The sequence below is a fragment of the Oxalobacteraceae bacterium OTU3CINTB1 genome (assembly GCA_024123955.1).
Lineage (GTDB): Bacteria > Pseudomonadota > Gammaproteobacteria > Burkholderiales > Burkholderiaceae_D > Rugamonas.
The window spans coordinates 170857-189865 of sequence record CP099652.1 but is presented as its reverse complement, the minus strand read 5'-3'; the positions used below and the strand labels follow the sequence as shown (position 1 = coordinate 189865).

Annotated in this window: 14 protein-coding genes; 7 read left to right on the top strand and 7 right to left on the bottom strand. The window is 63.6% G+C overall.

From position 1 onward, the window contains the following. Window positions 1-7: 7 nt before the first annotated feature. The 3 genes from NHH73_00705 to NHH73_00695 form a co-directional block, all read right to left on the bottom strand. Complete coding sequence (locus NHH73_00705; protein USX26849.1) at window positions 8-730, bottom strand: hypothetical protein; 723 nt, start codon at window positions 728-730, stop codon at window positions 8-10. 155 nt (window positions 731-885) lie between these two features. Then, a complete protein-coding gene (locus tag NHH73_00700) occupies window positions 886-2154 on the bottom strand; it encodes a hypothetical protein (protein USX26848.1) in 1269 nt (422 codons plus the stop codon). Continuing rightward, entirely contained in the window at window positions 2151-2741 is a 591-nt protein-coding gene (locus NHH73_00695; protein USX26847.1) for a PAAR domain-containing protein, read from the bottom strand. The genes NHH73_00700 and NHH73_00695 overlap by 4 nt, the downstream gene beginning before the upstream one ends. Before the next feature lie 154 nt (window positions 2742-2895). Between NHH73_00695 and NHH73_00690 the strand changes: the two genes are divergently transcribed. The 7 genes from NHH73_00690 to ahpF all read left to right on the top strand — a co-directional run bounded on the left by NHH73_00690 (window position 2896) and on the right by ahpF (window position 13212). Further along, window positions 2896-3105, top strand: coding sequence for a VF530 family protein (locus tag NHH73_00690; protein ID USX29757.1), 210 nt, complete (start codon window positions 2896-2898; stop codon window positions 3103-3105). Between the two features lie 19 nt (window positions 3106-3124). After that, window positions 3125-3403, top strand: coding sequence for a DUF4404 family protein (locus NHH73_00685; protein ID USX26846.1), 279 nt, complete (start codon window positions 3125-3127; stop codon window positions 3401-3403). A 225-nt stretch (window positions 3404-3628) separates the two neighbouring features. Further along, on the top strand, window positions 3629-6013 hold the full coding sequence (locus NHH73_00680) for a YgiQ family radical SAM protein (protein USX29756.1): 2385 nt from the start codon (window positions 3629-3631) through the stop codon (window positions 6011-6013). Between the two features lie 237 nt (window positions 6014-6250). Further along, a complete protein-coding gene (locus NHH73_00675) occupies window positions 6251-7696 on the top strand; it encodes a hypothetical protein (GenBank protein USX26845.1) in 1446 nt (481 codons plus the stop codon). Between the two features lie 176 nt (window positions 7697-7872). Further along, window positions 7873-10647, top strand: coding sequence for an EAL domain-containing protein (locus tag NHH73_00670; protein USX26844.1), 2775 nt, complete (start codon window positions 7873-7875; stop codon window positions 10645-10647). A 294-nt stretch (window positions 10648-10941) separates the two neighbouring features. Next, complete coding sequence (gene ahpC / locus NHH73_00665) at window positions 10942-11505, top strand: alkyl hydroperoxide reductase subunit C (GenBank protein USX26843.1); 564 nt, start codon at window positions 10942-10944, stop codon at window positions 11503-11505. Window positions 11506-11616: 111 nt separating this feature from the next. Then, window positions 11617-13212, top strand: a complete 1596-nt coding sequence (gene ahpF / locus NHH73_00660) for an alkyl hydroperoxide reductase subunit F (protein USX26842.1) — start codon at window positions 11617-11619, stop codon at window positions 13210-13212. A 155-nt stretch (window positions 13213-13367) separates the two neighbouring features. Here the strand turns inward: ahpF and NHH73_00655 are convergent, their stop codons facing one another. The 4 genes from NHH73_00655 to NHH73_00640 form a co-directional block, all read right to left on the bottom strand. Further along, a complete protein-coding gene (locus NHH73_00655; protein USX26841.1) occupies window positions 13368-14672 on the bottom strand; it encodes a PepSY domain-containing protein in 1305 nt (434 codons plus the stop codon). 62 nt (window positions 14673-14734) lie between these two features. Further along, window positions 14735-16936 carry a TonB-dependent siderophore receptor gene (locus NHH73_00650; GenBank protein USX26840.1) on the bottom strand — a complete coding sequence of 734 codons (2202 nt, stop codon included), beginning with the start codon at window positions 16934-16936 and terminating at the stop codon, window positions 14735-14737. A gap of 238 nt (window positions 16937-17174) precedes the next feature. Continuing rightward, window positions 17175-18302 carry an AI-2E family transporter gene (locus NHH73_00645; protein USX26839.1) on the bottom strand — a complete coding sequence of 376 codons (1128 nt, stop codon included), beginning with the start codon at window positions 18300-18302 and terminating at the stop codon, window positions 17175-17177. After that, window positions 18299-18778, bottom strand: a complete 480-nt coding sequence (locus tag NHH73_00640) for a cyclic nucleotide-binding domain-containing protein (GenBank protein USX26838.1) — start codon at window positions 18776-18778, stop codon at window positions 18299-18301. The genes NHH73_00645 and NHH73_00640 overlap by 4 nt, the downstream gene beginning before the upstream one ends. Between the last annotated feature and the right edge of the window lie 231 nt (window positions 18779-19009).

Below are 19009 nucleotides of genomic sequence, written 5' to 3'. Positions count from 1 at the left end.
GACGGGTTCAGTCGTAGTCCCTGAACTCGTTGAGGTCGTCCTTATAATTGGCATCCGGATAAACGGGCTGGCGCTTCGGGCGTACTGGTATGGGGAAGTTGTGCTTGCGCGTCCATGCACGGATGTTAGAGATGACCCCCGGGCTTTCCCCCGCCGGACATTCGTGCAAACACAGCCACTGCTTGCCTTGCATGCCGATGACTGGTCTAGGGCGGTCTTCAAAGCGCGCCCATCCCACCAGTTCACCGATGAAATTGCCGCGCTTGGAGTACGTGGTGACATCGATATAGGGCTCCTCCGGGCGGTACAGTTGCGCGGTCCATTCACGGCACCCGACGTTGCCGCGATAGTCGTTTTGGCGCCAGTACTTTTCGTATCGGTGCGAATCGATCGTTATGCACAAGGCCGGCGAAAAACTAACGTCGCCGGGGATGCCTTGGTCCCATTCGCCGAAACCGTATGGTTTTGTCTGAGCCTCGTCAGGCCGAATGAGCACAAAGCTTTCTATCGCCGACAGTTTGCCGGTGAACCCGGAGAAGGCTGAATCCTCGTTCGTTACACGGCCGGTCCGATCAAACGTAATCAAGGCGACTGCGATCTTTCCTTTTTTTGCCGGAACGACTTGTTTCATGTTGATAAATAGCTCTTCAATATCATGATATACGTGGTCCTTCCCCTGCTTTCCGTCGAGAGCGTTGAAGCGCCTTGAAGCCGCGATGCCTTCCCTCATGTATTTCTCGGAATTGATGAAGAGGACGTAGCGTAAGTTCCATGGAATATCTATCCACTCACGCGATGGGTCTCTTTCGTTCACGGCTGGACTAGCCGCGAACGCCGTGGCCGCAAATGTTAGCATTGGTAATGTGGAGGCTAATCGCTGTAGATTCATAGTATTTTCGGTTCTTTTACGGTTAGGTGAAGGTGGTTCGCATGCAGTTTCTCGTTCGCGCTGCCCTGTTCGTTTGTCTCGGGTGGACGCTGATCTTCTGTACTCGTCTCCATGTACCAAGGGTCGAACACTTGTTTTATTGACGGGTGTTTGTAAAGTCCATTGCGCAGTTCACTCATCAGCTTCGGTTCGTTTTTCTTGATCTCTTTACGCCATTCTTTTTTCGCTTGACCTTCGTCTTTTGCATTCGTCTCTTTGTCCCGAGATAGTTCGCCATTGGCAGCGGTACTTCCTCGCGTTTTCTGTTTCGCCGCGAGGTACTCGACGTATAGTTTCTTCTCGGTGTCGCTGACGTTTTCGTTCTTGCCGTCACTGGTCAATCCCACCCGGTTGATCCGGACTTTTTGGCTGGCGTTGGCGATGTGGATGACGTCGATTCCGAGGCCGGCCCTGTGAGCAATCGAGCCGAGCATCGGCCGCCAGCACGACGTCACCAGCATGTCGGTCACGCCAGCGTTGCAGGCCTCCGTGAACAGCGAAGCAAATGCGCAGGGATGGGTGCGCGGCAACACGTCATCGAGCAGTGAACAAGCGGTGACATTGGCCCTGGCGTTTTCCGCATCGGCAAAGCGGACCCGCAGTTCCAGTCCCGGCGCGGAGTCGCTGACGGGGATTTTGACGAGGACGCTGTTCTCCCGCAGCCCCGCGTAGATAGCGCGCACGGCCTGCCGCACAGCCGGTATCGTTTCCGGCGGCAGGAAGGCGTTCACTTCCGCCTCGCTATATTTGTGCGAGATCAGCTTCCAGATATCGCCTGTCAGACCCGCTGAATAAAAGTCCACCGGAGGACCGCCCGGCCGGTTCGGTGGGCGGTAGGCCGCCCTGCCCACCTCGGCGCGCACCTGGTGCTTTTGGCCGGTCTGCTCGGTGATCTTGACCAGCACATCGTTGTCGCCCACTTGCACGGCGTAGACGGGTTGGCGGCGGAAATCGGGATGGACGTCGCTGTTGAGAAACAGGGCGATCTTGTCACCGGGGGCGGCCAGCAAGGTGATTTTGCGGTTGGCGGCGGTCAGGCCGCCCGAAGCGCCCGCAGCCTCTTGCACCTTTCCATTGAGCGATACCCGGTAGGGCAGCGCCAGGTCAGCCTTGGTGGCGCTGGTATCGAATTCGTAGCATACCTTGCGGCACCCGCCGAGCGCGACTGTGGTGACAGTGCCCTTGACATCGAGTGCGCAGGTAGCTGCGGAAGCTGCTTCGGTCATTGCTTGTCTCCCCCTTCGTCAACGTCGCCGACGTCCTCCATTTCCCAGAAGAGCTGAACTGTCGATGGATCGTGGCCCTTAATGGTCTTGGTACGGCCATCGCCGTCGGTGACGCCGCGCACGGTGCGCCCGTCGGACGTCACCATGCGGTAGGGTCTGTCCGCGACGGGTTGGCCGGTTCGCTCGTCGACAGCGCGGAAGGTCGCGCTGTAGACAGTCGGCGGCGGTTCGGGCGCCGACACCGGCGCGGCGGACTTCGAACCGTCCGGCGACGCCACGTCGCTTTGGCCGCCTGCGCCGCCATCACCACTGCCACTGCCACCGTCGTCGATCACCATCTGGTGCTGCGTGGCGATCAGCTTGGCGCCGCAGGCGGTCTTCATGCCGTCCACCGCCGTGCCGATGCCGGCGTAGGTGTGGAAATCGAGCCCCTCGGCGATGGGGAAGTTGCCCTTGCACTGCGGGCAGAACGTCATGTGGCCTTTTTGAGCGACCGCGCGACCGTTGGTTGTCACCAGCTCGTTGCCCTCCAGCACCTTGCCGCCATGGCTGGTGGGATCGCCTTTGCAAATCACGGCGCGCATCATGATGGTTCCTCGAAAAATGAAGGATTCACTGTAGACATGGCGCGGCGGGAGGAACTTGATGCGGCGCAACTTAGCCGCAAACCGGATGTACGGGGGAAGCGCGAAATTTATGTCAAAATCGAGTCTGCATAGTTTTTACGAGTTAAACCGAACCATGAGTAATGATTTGAACGGCGTCACGCTGGAAGCCATCGTCACCCGTTTGCACAAGCATTACGGCTGGGAACAGCTGGCCCAGCGGATCGATATCAATTGCTTCATCAGCGATCCAAGCGTTAAATCCAGCCTGAAGTTTTTGCGCAAGACACCGTGGGCAAGGACCAAGGTCGAAGAGTTATACGTGACCACCAAATTTGCCGATTGAACAACGAGGGATAAGCATCATGGACAGTAATCTGAAAACATCGCTCAAAACCCTGCAGGCCAACCTGGCCACTGCCGGCCCGGTCGACGCCGAATTGCAGGAATTGCTGGTGCAGCTCGACGGCGACATCCAGGCGCTGCTCGAGCGCGGCAAGGAAGAACAGCCCGACGGCGGCACCACCACCTACGGCCTGGCCGAGCGTTCGCAGGAAATCTCGGCCAAATTCGCCGCCGAACACCCGAAACTGGAGCCGGCGCTGCGTGAACTGGGCCGTATGCTGTCCAATATCGGCGTTTAAAGCTTGCCATCGCCCGCCCGGGCGGTGTCGAAGCGCCAGCGTTTATCGACCGATAACACTGGCGCTTTCGTCACAAGTTGTTGAATACTAAAAGAATTTTCCGCGCCCCGTGAGCGGAGGGATGGCATTTCCGGTACAATGCTGTCCGATATGATCTCCCCTACCAATTTATTTGCGACCGTCCCGAAGCGGTCTGCCCGCGCTGCCGCCGCGCCTTTCCTGCCGATGTCCCGCGCCGAGATGGACGCGCTCGGCTGGGACGAATGCGACGTGATCCTGGTCACCGGCGACGCCTACATCGACCATCCGAGCTTCGGCATGGCGCTGGTCGGCCGCCTGCTGGAGGCGCAAGGCTTCCGCGTCGGCATCATCAGCCAGCCCGACTGGACCTCGGCCGAGGCCTTCCGCGCGCTGGGCAAGCCGCGCCTGTACTACGGCATCACCGCCGGCAACATGGATTCGATGGTCAACCGCTACACGGCCGACCGCAAGATCCGCTCCGACGACGCCTACACCGCCAACGGCGAGCCGAACAAGCGGCCCGACCGCGCCGTCACCGTCTACGCCCAGCGCGTGCGCGAAGCCTTCCCCGGCACGCCGGTCGTGATCGGCTCGATCGAGGCGTCGCTGCGCCGCATCGCCCATTACGACTACTGGTCCGACAAGGTGCGCCGTTCGGTGCTGACCGATTCCAAGGCCGATCTGCTGATCTTCGGCAACGCCGAGCGCGCGCTGGTCGACCTGACCCACCGCATGGCGGCGGGCGAGGACATCAAGACCATCCGCGACCTGCGCGGCACCGCCTTCATGGTGCCGGCCGGCTGGCTGCCGAGCGAGGAATGGGGCGTCAACAACAGCACCCGCATGGATACGCCCGGCAAGGTCGATCCGCATGTCGATCCGTACATGATGGTGCAGCAGAACACGTCGTCGTGCGCCACCGAGAACGGCGGCGCCAAAGCCGGTGCCGAGACTGAAGTCAACGAGGCCATGGTCGAACCCAAGCCTCAGCCGGCCGCACCTATTCCGGTCGCTCCGGTCGAGGTGGTCAAAACCATCCGCATCATGAGCCGCGAAGAGCGCCAGGCGATGGAAAAGGAAAAGCACCACAAAACCGTGGTGCGGCTGCCATCGTACGAGACCGTCAGCGCCGATCCGGTGATGTACGCGCACGCCTCGCGCGTGTTCCACCTGGAATCGAATCCCGGCAACGCCCGCGCGATGGTGCAGGCGCACGGCGAGCGCGACGTGTGGATCAACCCGCCGCCGCTGCCGCTGCGCATGGACGAGATGGACGGCGTCTACGACATGAACTACGCGCGCGCGCCGCATCCGTCGTACGGCAAGGCCCGCATTCCGGCGTGGGAAATGATCCGTTTCTCGGTCAACATCATGCGCGGCTGCTTCGGCGGTTGCACCTTCTGCTCGATCACGGAACACGAGGGCCGCATCATCCAGAGCCGCTCGGAGCCGTCGATCCTGCGCGAGATCGAACACATCCGCGACAAGACCAAGGGCTTCACCGGCACCATCTCCGACCTGGGCGGGCCGACCGCCAACATGTACCGGCTGGCCTGCAAGGACCCGAAGATCGAGGAATCGTGCCGCCGCCTGTCGTGCGTGTACCCGTCGATCTGCGTCAACCTGGGCACCGACCACAGCAAGCTGATCTCGCTGTACCGCAAGGCGCGCGCCATTCCCGGCGTGAAAAAGATCCTGATCTCGTCGGGCCTGCGCTACGACATCGCCGTGCGTTCGCCGGAGTACGTCAAGGAACTGGTCACGCACCACGTCGGTGGCCTGCTCAAGATCGCGCCCGAGCACACGGAAGAGAACACCTTGTCGAAGATGATGAAGCCGGGCATCGGCGCCTACGACGAGTTCAAGGAAATGTTCGACCGTTTCTCGCTCGAAGCCGGCAAGAAGCAGTACCTGATTCCGTACTTCATCGCCGCCCATCCGGGCACGACCGACCTGGACATGCTGAACCTGGCGCTGTGGCTGAAGAAGAACAACTTCAAGCTCGACCAGGTGCAGACCTTCATGCCGACGCCGATGGCGATGGCCACCACCATGTACCACACGCGCAAGAATCCGCTGCGCAAGGTGACGGCCGATTCGGAAACCGTCGAGACGGCGCGCAGCGGCAAGATCCGCCGCACGCACAAAGCCTTCCTGCGCTACCAGGACCCGGAGAACTGGCCGATCCTGCGCGAGGCGCTGGTGGCCATGGGCCGTGGCGACTTGATCGGCAACGGCGACAAGCACCTGATTCCGAGCTGGTCGGCCGGCGAGGCGACCAGCAATCCGAGCACCGACGGCCGCCGTGGCCCGGCCTCTGCGCTGCCGCTGCCGGGCGCCGCCGCCAAGGGCGGCAAAGGCGCCAAGTCCGGCATCGTGGCATCGGCCTCGGCCCAGGCGCAACAGCGCGGCCAGGGTCAGCGCGCCAACGCGCTGACCGGTTCCCTGACGGCGCGCCAGTCGCTCGAAACCAAGGTGCGCGCCTCCATCCTCGACACCATCAAGGTCAAGAAGCCGGCGGCGTCGGCGCCCGCCAAGGGCGGCAAACCGGCGCGCGCGCCGGCCGCCGCCCCGCGCGGACGCAAGTAGACCGCGCGCGCGCCACGCCGGACAGCCGGTACAAAAAAGCAGGGACATCGCTGTCCCTGCTTTTTTTTCGCACATGCGCCATGGAAATGTTGTTAATTAGTTGCATCGGTCAAATTGCACCGCTAATGCGGTCCTGCTCCGGCGATGCGGGCGGGGTCCTTCCGACTACACTGGTTGAGGATGGCTGTCATCTCCGGCGGCCGGCAACGCAGACTTTCACTGTGAAACTGGAACATCATGAAAAATTTTAAATTCTCGTCCCTGCTGCACGTGCCGATGGTCGCCCTGCTGGCCGTATTGGCCGCCTGCGGCGGCGGTGGCGGAGGCGGTTCTTCCTCGACCCCGCCGGCCAGCACCGCGCCAACCTTGCGCAGCATCGCCATCACCGTGCCCGGGAACGCCACCACGATCGCGGTCGGCACCGCGCCGAAGGTCCTGGTCGCCACCGGCAGCTATTCGGACGGCACCACCAAGGCGCTGACGGCCGCCGGCGGCCTGCTATGGGCGCCGACCAACGGCAAGGCGCTGTCGGTCGCCACCAACGGCGCGCTCACGGCCAAGGCGGTCGGCACCGAGAACGTCACCGCCACGGTCGACAGCGTGGTCGGCACTTTGGCCATCACGGTCACGGCGCCGTGGATGAATGTGGCCGCCGGCGGTTACCAGACCGTCGCGCGCAAGGCCGACGGCAATCTGTACAGCTGGGGCTCGAACATCAAGTCGCAATTGGGCGACAGCACCACCACCGACCGCAACGCGCCGGTGCTGGTGGCCGGCACCAGCCCGACCTGGAAACAGGTGGCCGTCGGCGACCAGTTCGTCGTGGCGATCCGCAATGATGGCACGCTGTGGGCGTGGGGCTACAACCTCGACAGCCAGCTGGGCGACGGTACCCAAATCAACCGTGCGGTGCCGACCCAGGTTGGCACCGCCAAGGATTGGGCCTCTGTGGCGGCCGGGAAGGCCCACGCGCTGGCGCTGAAAGTCAACGGCAACCTGTACGCATGGGGCCGCAACGACAGGGGCCAACTCGGCGACCCGACCCTGACCGGCAACCGCGCGGTGCCGACCAAGATCGGCGTGCTGCTGTGGTCTTCGATCGCCGCCGGCGACTCCCACTCACTGGCGATCCAGCGCGACACCAACGATTTGTACGGCTGGGGCGGCAATGCGAGCGGCCAGGTGGGCAACGCCAGCCGCACCGACGTGACGGCGCCCGCGAAGGTCGGCACGCTCAAGTACACCTCGGTGTCGGCCGGCGCGCTGCACTCGACGGCGATCACCACCTCCGGCACCTTGTACGCGTGGGGTTCCAACGCCTTCGGACAACTGGGCAACGGCACCGTGGTCGATGTCACGGCGCCGGTGCAGATCGGTACCGACAGCAATTGGTCGCAAATGGCGGCGGGCGCGCAGCACACCGTCGGCCTGCGCACCGACGGCACCTTGTGGAGCTGGGGCACCAACACCGAAGGCCAACTGGGTACCGGCGGCACCGACTCCCCGGTGCCACTGCAGATCGGCACCGGCGCCAACTGGAAAGCCGTCACCTCCGGCATGGCGCACAGCTTCGGCCTGCAATCGGACGACACGCTGTGGGGCTGGGGCCGCAATGTGGAAGGACAACTGGGCAACGGCAAGAACGCGCCGTATGCGCCGGTGCCGGTCAACGTGCCGAACTAAGCGGCGAACCGGGCCACAACGCGCGCGCCGCCATCGATGGCAGCGCGGGCGGACGGCGGACGGCGGGCGGGAGCCCGGCCGTCCGTTGCTTTTTGTACCAACGAGATGTCATAAAGCACCGGAAAAGGGTGCGGAGCGGATACAATTTGCCTAGCTCTTTCGCTCCAGGACCCCTAGTGCCATCCCGCTCACGCGCCATTCTTCGCGCCATCCTCTCCCTGCTTGTGCTGTTGCTGGCCGCCGCGCCGACCGTCGCGCAGGATAAAGTCACGCTGCGGCTCAAGCATCTGCACCAATTCCAGTTCGCCGGCTACTACGCCGCGCTCGAGCAGGGCTATTACCGCGACGCCGGGCTCGACGTGCGCATCCTCGAGGGCGGGGACGGCAACGAGGCCGAGCGCGATGTGTTGTCCGGCAAGGCCGAATACGGCGTCGCCGGCAGCAGCCTGCTGCTGGCGCGGCTGGCCGGCAAGCCGGTGGTGGTGCTGGGCGTGATCTTCCAGCATTCGCCGTACGGCCTGGCGATGCGCCAGTCCGGCGGCGAGCCCGACATCCGCCGCGTGATCGGCAAGCGGGCGATGATCGGCTCGCTCACCGACGAAGCCGGCAACGCCGACGAATTGCTGGCCTACCTGGCCAAGGAGGGCGTGCCGGTCGGCAGCATCCAGCGCCTGGCGCCCAGCTTCGATCCGCACGACCTGATCGAGGGCCGGGTCGACGCCATGGCCGTCTACACCACCAACGAGCCCGACCTGTTCGACCGGGTCGGCTTTCCATACGATATCTACAGCCCGCGCGCGGTCGGCATCGACTTCTACGGCGACAACCTGTTCACCAGCGAGCGCGAGATCGCCAGCCATCCGGAGCGGGTGCGCGCCTTCCGCGCCGCCACCATGCGCGGCTGGCAATGGGCGATGAGCCACCAGGAGGAGACGGTCGACCTGATCCTCAACAAGTACTCGCGCCGCAACGACCGCCAGCACCTGCTGTACGAGGCGCGCCAGATGGTGGGGCTGGTGCAGCCGGTGCTCGTCGAGATCGGCTACATGAACCCGGAGCGCTGGCGCCACATCGCCGACGTCTACGCCGGGCTGGGCATGCTGCCCAAGGCGGTCAGCTTCGACGGCTTCCTGTACGACGGCGACAACAAGCGCGCCAGCCTGGCGTGGCTGTACCGGGTGCTGGGCGCGGTCGCGCTGGCGCTGGTGCTGGCGGCGGCCGTCCACTTCAGCCTGCTGGCGCGCGAACGCAAGCGCGCGCTCGACGCCATCCGCAAGGGCGAGCAGCGCTTCCGCACCATGTTCGAGGCCTCGCCGCTGGGCATCGCGCTGGTCGACTCGGTCAGCTACGAATACCGCGACCTGAACCTGCGCTACCTCGACATCGTCGGCCGCTCGCAGCAGGAGCTGCGCGCCGGCAAGTGGCTCGACATCGCCCATCCGGACGACGCCGCCCAGATCAAGGCGCAGATGGCCATGCTGACGGCGCAGCAATCGACCGGCTTCAAGGCCGCCAGCCGCATATACCTTCCCAACGGCGACATGGCCTGGGTCGACATGTCGATCACCGTGCTCGACACCGAGGCCGCCAGCCAGCCGCACCACCTGTGCATGATCGAGGACGTCACGGCCAAGAAGCAGAGCGAGACCCTGATCTGGCAGCAGGCCAACTTCGACACCCTGACGCAGCTGCCCAACCGCCGCATGTTCCACGACCGGCTGGCGCACGACATCGTGGTCTGCAAGCGCGAGCGCTCCAGCCTGGCCGTGCTGTTCATCGACCTCGACCACTTCAAGGAAGTCAACGACACGCTCGGCCACCACCAGGGCGACATCCTGCTGGTGGACGCGGCGCGCCGCATCGGCGCCTGCGTGCGCAAGTCCGACACCGTGGCCCGGCTCGGCGGCGACGAGTTCACCGTCATCCTGTCCACCCTGGGCCAGACCGACCGCGTCGAGCGCATCGCCCAGCAGATCATCGACAGCCTGCGCGCGCCGTTCGCGCTGGGGCAGGAGCAGGCGTTCGTCTCGGCCAGCATCGGCATCACCCTATACCCGGACGACGCGCTCGACATCGGCGACCTGCTCAAGAACGCCGACCAGGCGATGTACGCGGCCAAGGGCGCCGGTCGCAACCGCTACAGCTTCTTCACGCCGACCTTGCAGGTGGCCGCGCTCAACCGCATGCGCCTGACCAACGACCTGCGCGGCGCGCTCGCCGGCGAACAGTTCGCGCTGTACTTCCAGCCCATCGTGCACCTCGAGAGCGGTCGCATCCACAAGGCCGAGGCGTTGATCCGCTGGAACCACCCGCAGCGCGGCCTCGTCAGTCCGCTGGAATTCATCCCGCTGGCCGAGGCGAGCGGCTTGATTTGCGACATCGGCGAATGGGTGTTCCGCGAATCGGCGCAGTGGGTGCGGCGCTGGCGCAGTGAGCACCACCCGGATTTCCAGGTCAGCATCAACCAGTCGCCGTTGGAGTTCCAGCGCGAGGATGGTTGCTATGAGGGCTGGATCGACCATCTGCGGGCGCTGGACTTGCCGGGGCAATCGCTTGTGGTGGAAATCACCGAAGGCTTGCTGCTCGACGCCAACACGGCCGTCAGCAACAAGCTGCTGCAATTGCGCGACGCCGGCATCCAGGTCGCGCTGGACGACTTCGGCACCGGCTACTCGTCGCTGTCGTACCTGAAGAAATTCGACATCGACTATCTGAAGATCGACCGCTCGTTCACGCGCAACCTGGCGGCCGACTCGAGCGACATGGCCTTGTCGGGCGCGATCATCGTCATGGCGCACAAGCTGGGCTTGAAGGTGATCGCCGAGGGGGTGGAGACGCCCGAGCAGCGCGATCTGCTGGCCGCCGCCGGCTGCGACTACGGGCAGGGCTACCTGTTCGCCAAGCCGATGCCGGCCGACGATTTCGACGCCTTCCTCAAATCGGCCCAATAAACCCCGGGGTCAGGTCCGACATTCGGACATTTGGGAACTTTTGTTCGTCCAAAGAGTTCCTCAGTTCGTTGTCAATGTCCGAATGTCGGCACTGACCCCCGGGGTGGTGGGGAGCAATCGTGTCTGAAAAATAAGGCGCGCGCGGCGCCTGGCCGAAACGGCGATAATAGCTATCCCCCATGCAGGCGTCATAGTTAAAACAAATTGAAACTATTGGAACAATCAATTTTGCATATGGGCGAAAAACCCGTACACTGGCGTCTCAATGATTCACAACCCCACGAGGAAACCACAATGTCTCTGATCAATACCCATGTAAAACCATTCAAGGCAACCGCATACGCTAACGGTAAGTTCATCGACGTGAGCGACGAATCCCTGAAGGGCAAGTGGTCGGTTCTGATGTTCTACCCAGCCGACTTCACCTTCGTTTGCCCAACCGAACTGGAAGACCTGGCCGATCACCAGCCTGAATTCGCCAAGCTGGGCGTGGAAGTGTACGGCGTGTCGACCGACACCCACTTCGCGCACAAAGCATGGCACGACACCTCGGACGCGATCAAAAAAGTGAACTACCCGCTGATCGGCGACCCGACCGGCACCCTGTCGCGCAACTTCGAAGTCATGATCGAAGAAGAAGGCCTGGCACTGCGCGGTACCTTCGTCATCAATCCGGAAGGCCAGATCAAAGTGATGGAAGTGCACGACAACGGCATCGGCCGCGACGCGTCGGAACTGCTGCGCAAAGTCAAAGCCGCCCTGTACGTCGCTTCCCACCCAGGCGAAGTGTGCCCAGCTAAATGGACCGAAGGCGCAGCGACCCTGACCCCATCGCTGGACCTGGTCGGCAAGATCTAAGTTGTAAAGCTGAGCGCTTGAAGCACGCAGCACACAAGTAGTTACCGCGATGCCGGACCGGGCGTCCGGCCCGGCATACGCCTAAATATTTGTAAAAAGGAAGAAAAAATCATGTTGGATGCAAATCTCAAAGCCCAGTTGAAAACCTACCTGGAAAAAGTGGTGCAACCGATTGAGATCGTCGCATCGCTCGACGACAGCGCCAAGGCCCGCGAGATGGAAGAACTGCTCCAGGAAATCGTCCTGTTGAGCGACAAGATCACCCTCGTCAAGCGCACCGACGACGCCGAGCGCAAGCCGTCGTTCAGCATCAACCGCCCCGGCACCGATATCGGCGTGCGTTTCGCCGGCATCCCGATGGGCCACGAATTCACCTCGCTGGTGCTGGCATTGCTGCAAGTTGGCGGCCACACCATCAAGTTCGACGACGCCGTCATCGAACAGATCCGCAACCTCGACGGCGATTACGCCTTCGAAACCTTCATCTCGCTGACCTGCCACAATTGCCCGGAAGTGGTGCAGGCGCTCAACGCGATGTCGGTGATTAACCCACGCATCAAGGTCACGACCATCGACGGCGGCGTGTTCCCGAAAGAAGTGGAAGAACGCCAGATCATGGCGGTGCCGATGATGTTCCTGAACGGCGAGCATTTCGGCCAGGGCCGCACGAATGTCGAAGAGATTTTGGCCAAGCTGGACACCAACGCCGGCGCCCGTCAGGCGGCCGAGCTGAGCAAGAAGGACGTGTTCGACGTGCTGATCGTCGGCGGCGGTCCCGCCGGCGCCGCAGCGGCAGTGTACGCCGCCCGCAAAGGCATCAAGACCGGCGTGCTGGCCGAGCGTTTCGGCGGCCAGGTGCTCGACACCCTGGCGATCGAGAACTTCATCTCGATCAAGGAAACCGACGGTCCGAAATTCGCCGTGGCGCTCGAGCAGCACGTCAAGGAATACGAAGTCGACATCATGAACACGCAGCGCGCCGCCAGCCTGGTGCCGGGCAAGCTGATCGAGATCACCACCGCCACCGGCGCGACCTTGAAGGCCAAGTCGGTGATCCTGGCGACCGGCGCCCGCTGGCGCGAAATCAACGTGCCGGGCGAAAAGGAATACCGCAACCACGGTGTCGCCTACTGCCCGCACTGTGACGGTCCGCTGTTCAAGGGCAAGCGCGTGGCGGTCATCGGCGGCGGCAACTCCGGCGTCGAAGCGGCGATCGACCTGGCCGGCCTGGTCAAGCATGTGACGTTGATCGAATTCGGCGCCGAGCTGCGCGCCGACGCGGTCCTGCAACGCAAGCTGCGCAGCCTGGCCAATGTCACCGTGATCACCTCGGCGCAGACCACCGAGATCCACGGCGACGGCAAGATCGTCAACGGCCTGAGCTACAACGACCGCGTGTCGGGCGAAGCGAAAAAGGTCGAGCTCGAAGGCGTGTTTGTGCAGATCGGCCTGGTGCCGAACACCGAGTGGCTCAAGGGCACCTTGGCGTTGTCGCGCCACGGCGAGATCGAAGTCGACGCCCGTGGCCAGACCTCGATTCCGGGTGTGTTCGCCGCCGGCGACGTCACCACGGTGCCGTACAAGCAGATCATCATCGCCACCGGCGAAGGCGCGAAGGCGGCGTTGTCGGCCTTCGACCACCTGATCCGCTCGGACGACGAGGAAGTGGTCGAGGAATCCGCCGAGAAGCACGCGATGACCGCGTAAGCAACCGCGGCATCAAATGAAAACCGGGAGCAAGCTCCCGGTTTTTTTTCGTCCCAACAACTCCGGGGTCAGGTCCACTTTTTCTACACGGCCTGGTCTGTATAGCCCGGCAAGGCTGAGCTCCTGTAGAAATGGTGGACCTGACCCCGGAGTATCTAATCGGCAACGAGGACCGGGCGCTGGCGCTTTTGCGCTACCGTTACGCGCGAGGCGCGCTTGCGCCACCAGATGATCACGCCCGTGACGCTCAGCATGGCGACGACTACGCCCATGAACGAGATCAGGATCCGGCCCGGCAGGCCGAGAATGCGGCCAGAATGGAGCGGGAACTGGGCTTGCAGGAAGATGTCCGCCGCCGTGCCCTTCCATGGCTGGCGGTCGCCCAGCAGGCGGCCGTCGGCGCCGTCGTAATACAGCGCGGCCGTGCCGACGCCGCCGGTGCCGTGGTCGTTGCCGGGCGTGAAGAAGCTGACGCCGTAGATGCCGAATTCCTGCGAATAAAACACGCCGCCGGCCGGCTCGGCCCACTTGCGGTTGATCGCTTCGTTGCTGGCGCGCTCGATCACTTCGGCGTAGCCCAGGCGCGGCTCGATCGGGTGGTGCTTGTCGGCCATCGGGCGCGTGTCGAACGGCGTCGGCGTGACCTGCGAGAACGTCTTCATCACCGGCGCGAACACTTCGTTGTACAAGTTGAGCGAGAACGCGGTGAAGGCGAGGATGAACAGCAGCGCCCAGGTCCACAGGCTGAACGCGCGGTGCAGGTCGAAGTTGAGCTTGTTGCTGCCGCCGTTCCAGCGCACCTTCCACGCCGGCTGCCAGCGCTGCCGCCACGATTTGCCGGCCGGTAGCGGCTTGTCGCCGGCGATGTCGTCGCGGGCGATGGCGCGCGCGGCGTTATTGGCGCCACGCCGGCGCACCGGCAACGTCAGGTAGAAGCCGACGAAGCAATCCAGGGTCCAGATGATGGCGATGCCGCCCAGCAGCCAGATGCCCCAGCGGTCGATGCCCCACATTTCGGGAATGTGCAGGGTGTAATGCAGGCGGTACAGGAACGAGACGAAGGTTTCCTTGGTGATCGGCCACACCGCGCCCCATTCGCGCTTGCCCAGCTCGGCGCCGCTGACGGGGTCGACAAAGACCTGGTTGAAGCCCGGTTCGGCCAGTTTCCCGGTGGCCGGATCGACGCGCGGACTGATACCCAGCGCGAGCGATTCGCCCTTTTGCGCGTGCAGCGGAATGTACGACACGCGCACGTCCGGGTAGCGCGCCTCGACCTGCCGCGCCAGCGCCAGCGACGCTAACGCCGGACCTTCGGTGTGTGCTTCCATCAGGTGCGGATTGAGCACGTCGTCGAGCTCATGGTCCCACGAAATGATGGCGCCGGTGACGCCGCTGATAAACAAAAAGCCGGCCATGAGCAGGCCGGCGTAGCGATGAACCAAAGTCCAGAAGGCGCGCAAGGTAACCTCCAACAATGAGAAAGCAAAAAAGACCGCGCCGGCGCGGGCGCGGTCCTGGCCGGTCAGAAGCGGTACTTCAGCGACACCGACGCGGTGCGCGGCGCGGCATAAGTGATGGCGCCGTACGCGGCGAACATGCCGAAGTGTTTCTTGTCGAGCGCGTTGTTGATGTTGACTTGCGCCGACAGCTGCTTGGTGATGTCATAGCGCGCCATCAGGTTGACCAGGCTGAACGAATCTTGCTCGATCAAACCGTTGGTGCTGGCCGGCGCCGACGGGTCGACCGTGTAGGTGCGGCCTTCCCAGTTGACGCCGCCGCCGACCGTCAGGCCGCTCAGTTGGCCCGGCAGCTGGTAGGTGGTGTACACGCGGAACAGCTTGCGTGGATAGATGCTGTTGAAGTCGGCGCCCGTGGCCTCTTCCGCCTTGAATTGCGTGTAGCCGGCGGTGGCGTTCCAGCCGCGCGCCAGTTCGCCCGACACCTCCAGCTCGAAGCCGGTGCTGGTGGCGCCCTCGGCGCCGCGGTAGTAGACCTCCGGAACGCTTTGTCCCGGGCGGGTTACGTTGCCGGCTTCCTGCGCCAGGTTGTCCTGTTTGATGCGGAACACGGCCAGCGAGGTGTTCAGGCGGCCACCGAAGTGCTCGCCCTTGATGCCGCCCTCGTAGCTCTTGCCGACCACCGGATCGAGCGAGTCGCCGGCGAAATTCTTCTGGCTCTGTGGCTGGAAGATGTCCGTGTAGCTGACATAGGTCGAGTAGGTGTCGTTGAGGTCGTAGACCAGGCCAGCGTACGGCGTCACTTCCTTGTCGTACTTCATGGTGTACGGCGCGGCGTAGCTGAGCGTGACGTCCTTTTCGTAGTTGGTCACGCGCGCGCCGAGGATCAGCTTGAGCGGATCGGCCAGCGAGAAGCGCGCCACGCCGTACAAGCCTTCCTGCTTGGTGACGCCGCCTTCGTAGAAGGTCTGCGGACCCCAGGTCGGGTTCGGGTAGGCCGCAGCGTTCCAGTTGTTGAAGTCGCCCACGTCCGACGGCTGCGAGCCGAAATCGGCGGCGCGGCTGTTGGCGTTGAACTTCTGCTTCGAGTGCATGTAGCCGAAGGCCGCCTCGTGCTTGCGCCCGCCCAGCTCGAACGGTCCGCTGGCGTGCAGGCCGGCGTCGTCCTGCCTGGTGTGGGTGACGTAGGAGCCGGAGAAGGCGAACATGCCGGTGCCGGTCACGCGGTCGGGCACGCCCGACAGGTACAGCAGGTGGGAATCGCTCTTGCGGTCGCCGTGGCTGTAGGTGGCGCGCACCTTCCAGCCGTTGTCGAAGGTATGTTCGAGGTTGGCGAAGCCGTTGTTGTAGGAAGTCGGCCACTCGCTCCAGTCCGCGGCGGCCGTCTTCGAAATCGGCCAGTTGGTGCGCGTGCCGTCGGTGTACCAGAACGGCAGGCCGCCCCAGTTCGCGCCTTTCGGATCGGTCTCCTGGCGGCTGAAGCCGGCCGACAGCAAGGTCTTCGGCGTCAGGTCCGTCTCGACGGTTGCATAGATGGTCTTTTTCTTGTCGCTGGCGTAGTCCATCCAGCTGTCCGCTTCCTGGTATTCGCCGACCACGCGCGCGCGCACGTTGCCCGCCTGCGTCAGCGGGGTCGACACGTCGACCAGCGCGCGGCGCTCGCTGAAGCGGCCGACGCCGATTTCGGCCGAGCCGGTCAGCTCCTTGCTGGTGGCGCGCTTGCGCACCAGGTTGATGGCGGCCGACGGGTTGCCGGCGCCGGTCATCAGGCCGGTGGCGCCGCGCACCACTTCCACGCGGTCGTAAATGGCCAGGCTGCCGGCCACTTCGCCCGAGCTCCACGGCTGCTCCCAGGTGGTCGGGATGCCGTCGATTTGCAGATTGGTGATGTCGAAACCGCGCGCGGTAAAGCCGGCGCGATTGGTTTCGTACTGGTTGACCGAGACCCCGGTGACGTTGTTGATGACATCGGTGATCGACACCAGGCCCTGGTCCTCGATGCGCTGCTGGGTGACCACGGAGACCGACTGCGGTGTGTCGCGCAGCGACAGGCCCAGCGGCAAAGCGGTGCGGGTGCGGCCGGTGGTGTACGAGCCGGTGCCTTCGGTGGTGTCGCTCATCTTGTCGGCCGTGACTTCGACCTGCGGCAGCACGGCGCTGTTCTGGTCGGCGATCTGTGCCTGGGCGATGAAGGGCATCGCCAGTCCCACGCAGAGGGCGAGTTGGTTCAGTTTGAGACGCTGGTGGGCGCGGGCGTGCGTATTCATTGATTCCTGTTATGAGTTTTGGCGAAAACGGGGAGGCGGGAAAGATTGTAATTACTGGTATTCCAGCCGAAACAGGAATGATAACGATTCTCATTCAAAAGTCAATGGAAATCGGCGGCACGCGGCGGTCCGACCATGCCTCGGGGTCAAGTCTGTCTTTTGGACACGTCCTGATCAGTAGGCGTCCCGTACAGCTGTGGTCGTGTCTGAATGACAGACTTGACCCCCGCAGGGTGTTTTACGTGACGAGGTCGACGCTGGCTTGCTTGTCGCGCAGGTGGATGGCGTTGCGGTGGCGCGCGCGCAGGCGCGCATCGGTGATCAGCCGCCCCAGCGTTTCGCCGACGACCATGACCACGCCGAGCAGCGGCAGCACCAGCATCAGCCCGGCCACGCCGGCCACGTAGCCGCCGATGAAGATCATCAGCACCGTGATGAGCGGGTGGATGTGCAGGCTGCGCCCAAGCGTCAGCGGCATGAAGACGAAGTCGTCCAGCAGGCGCACCAGGATGAACACGCCGATGGCCAGGTAGGCCACCGACGGATCGCCGGGCGCGTCGGTCGAGGCGACCATCACCACCAGCACGCAGCCGAGGATGGAGCCGACATACGGCACCCACGCCAGCACCGCCGCGATCAGCCCCAGCACCAGCGGCGAGGACACGCCGATCGCCCACAGGCCGAGCGCCAGCACCGCCGTGTCGAGCAGGGTTAGCTTGACCAGGCCCTGGAAGTAGCGGTGCGCGGTCTGGTCGACCTCGTGCAGCAGGCACAAGGTCTTTTCGAAGAAGGCGTTCGGCACCGCGCGCGCCAGGAATTTCTTGAAGCGCAGGCCGTCGCGCAGGAAGAAGAAAGTCAAAAACGGCGCCAGCAGCAGCGACGGCAGCCACGCCGCCACCGACACCAGGATTTCCGTCAGGTGCTTTTGCACGAAGGTGCCGGTGAAGGAATTGACCCGGCTGTTGACGGTGCGCGCCAGCTTGACCTGTTTCAGGATGGGGAACTCGCGCTCCAGCGACAGCATCGTCTGGCGCACGAATTCCAGCCCGCCGGTGATGTAGCGGCCCAGCATGTCCTGCCACGGCTCGGAGGGGCCGGAATCCCATTGTATGGCGATCACGATGACGATCAACAACACCAGCAGGAACGCCGAACCGACCGTCAGGATGGCTGCGTTCACGCGCACGCCGGCGCGGATCAGGCGCTGCATCGGCGGTTGCATGATGTAGTACAGCACGATGCCGAACAGGAAGGGGATCGCGAGGAACAGCATCTGCTGCAACAGGAACAGCAGCGCGCAGGTGGCGGCGATGATGCCGCTCCAGACCACCGGACCGGCCCGCTGTTGGGTGGGCATGAACGTCATAGCGCCTCGAAATGCGGCGCCGCGCCCATCCATTCGCGCAGGCGGGTGCCGATGTGGCGCGCCAGGGCCAGCGCGATCTTGTAGCCGATCACGGCGTCGGTTTCCATCAGTCCCATGAAGTCGGCGCGGAAGAACACGGCCAGCTCGCAGTTTTCCAGCGCGCGCGTCTGGGCGTTGCGCGGCGAATCGTCCAGCAGCGCCATGTCGCCGAAGAAGGAGCCGGCCGACAGCTCGGCCACCACTTCGCGTCCGGCAGCCACCTGGCGGCTGACCAGCACCCGGCCCGACATCACCACATACAGCGCCTGGCCTTCCTCGCCTTCGTCGAAGATGATCTCGTCGGCGAGATAGCGGCGCTCATGCATCAAGCCATCGACGGTCTTCAGTTCGAGGGGCGTCAGCGAGGCGAACAGCGCCGAATCCTTCAGCCGCAGCAAGCGCGGCGACAAAGTGGGGGACCTGAAAAAGCCGAACATCGAGAAAAAACTCCAAGTGGGGAAGTAACGCAATTGCGCGGTATCGCTGCCGATTGGCGGCCTATGGCAGACATTGTCGCCGGTTTTACGCCATTAAAGCCTTTAGTCGCGGAAATTTTTGCAAATTACACACATGCCGTACATTTCAGGCATGAATCGCGTCATGCCCCTGACACACTGGTTTTGTAAGCTCACGCCCGCCCGCTTCGCCGACGTTCATCCCACTTGAAT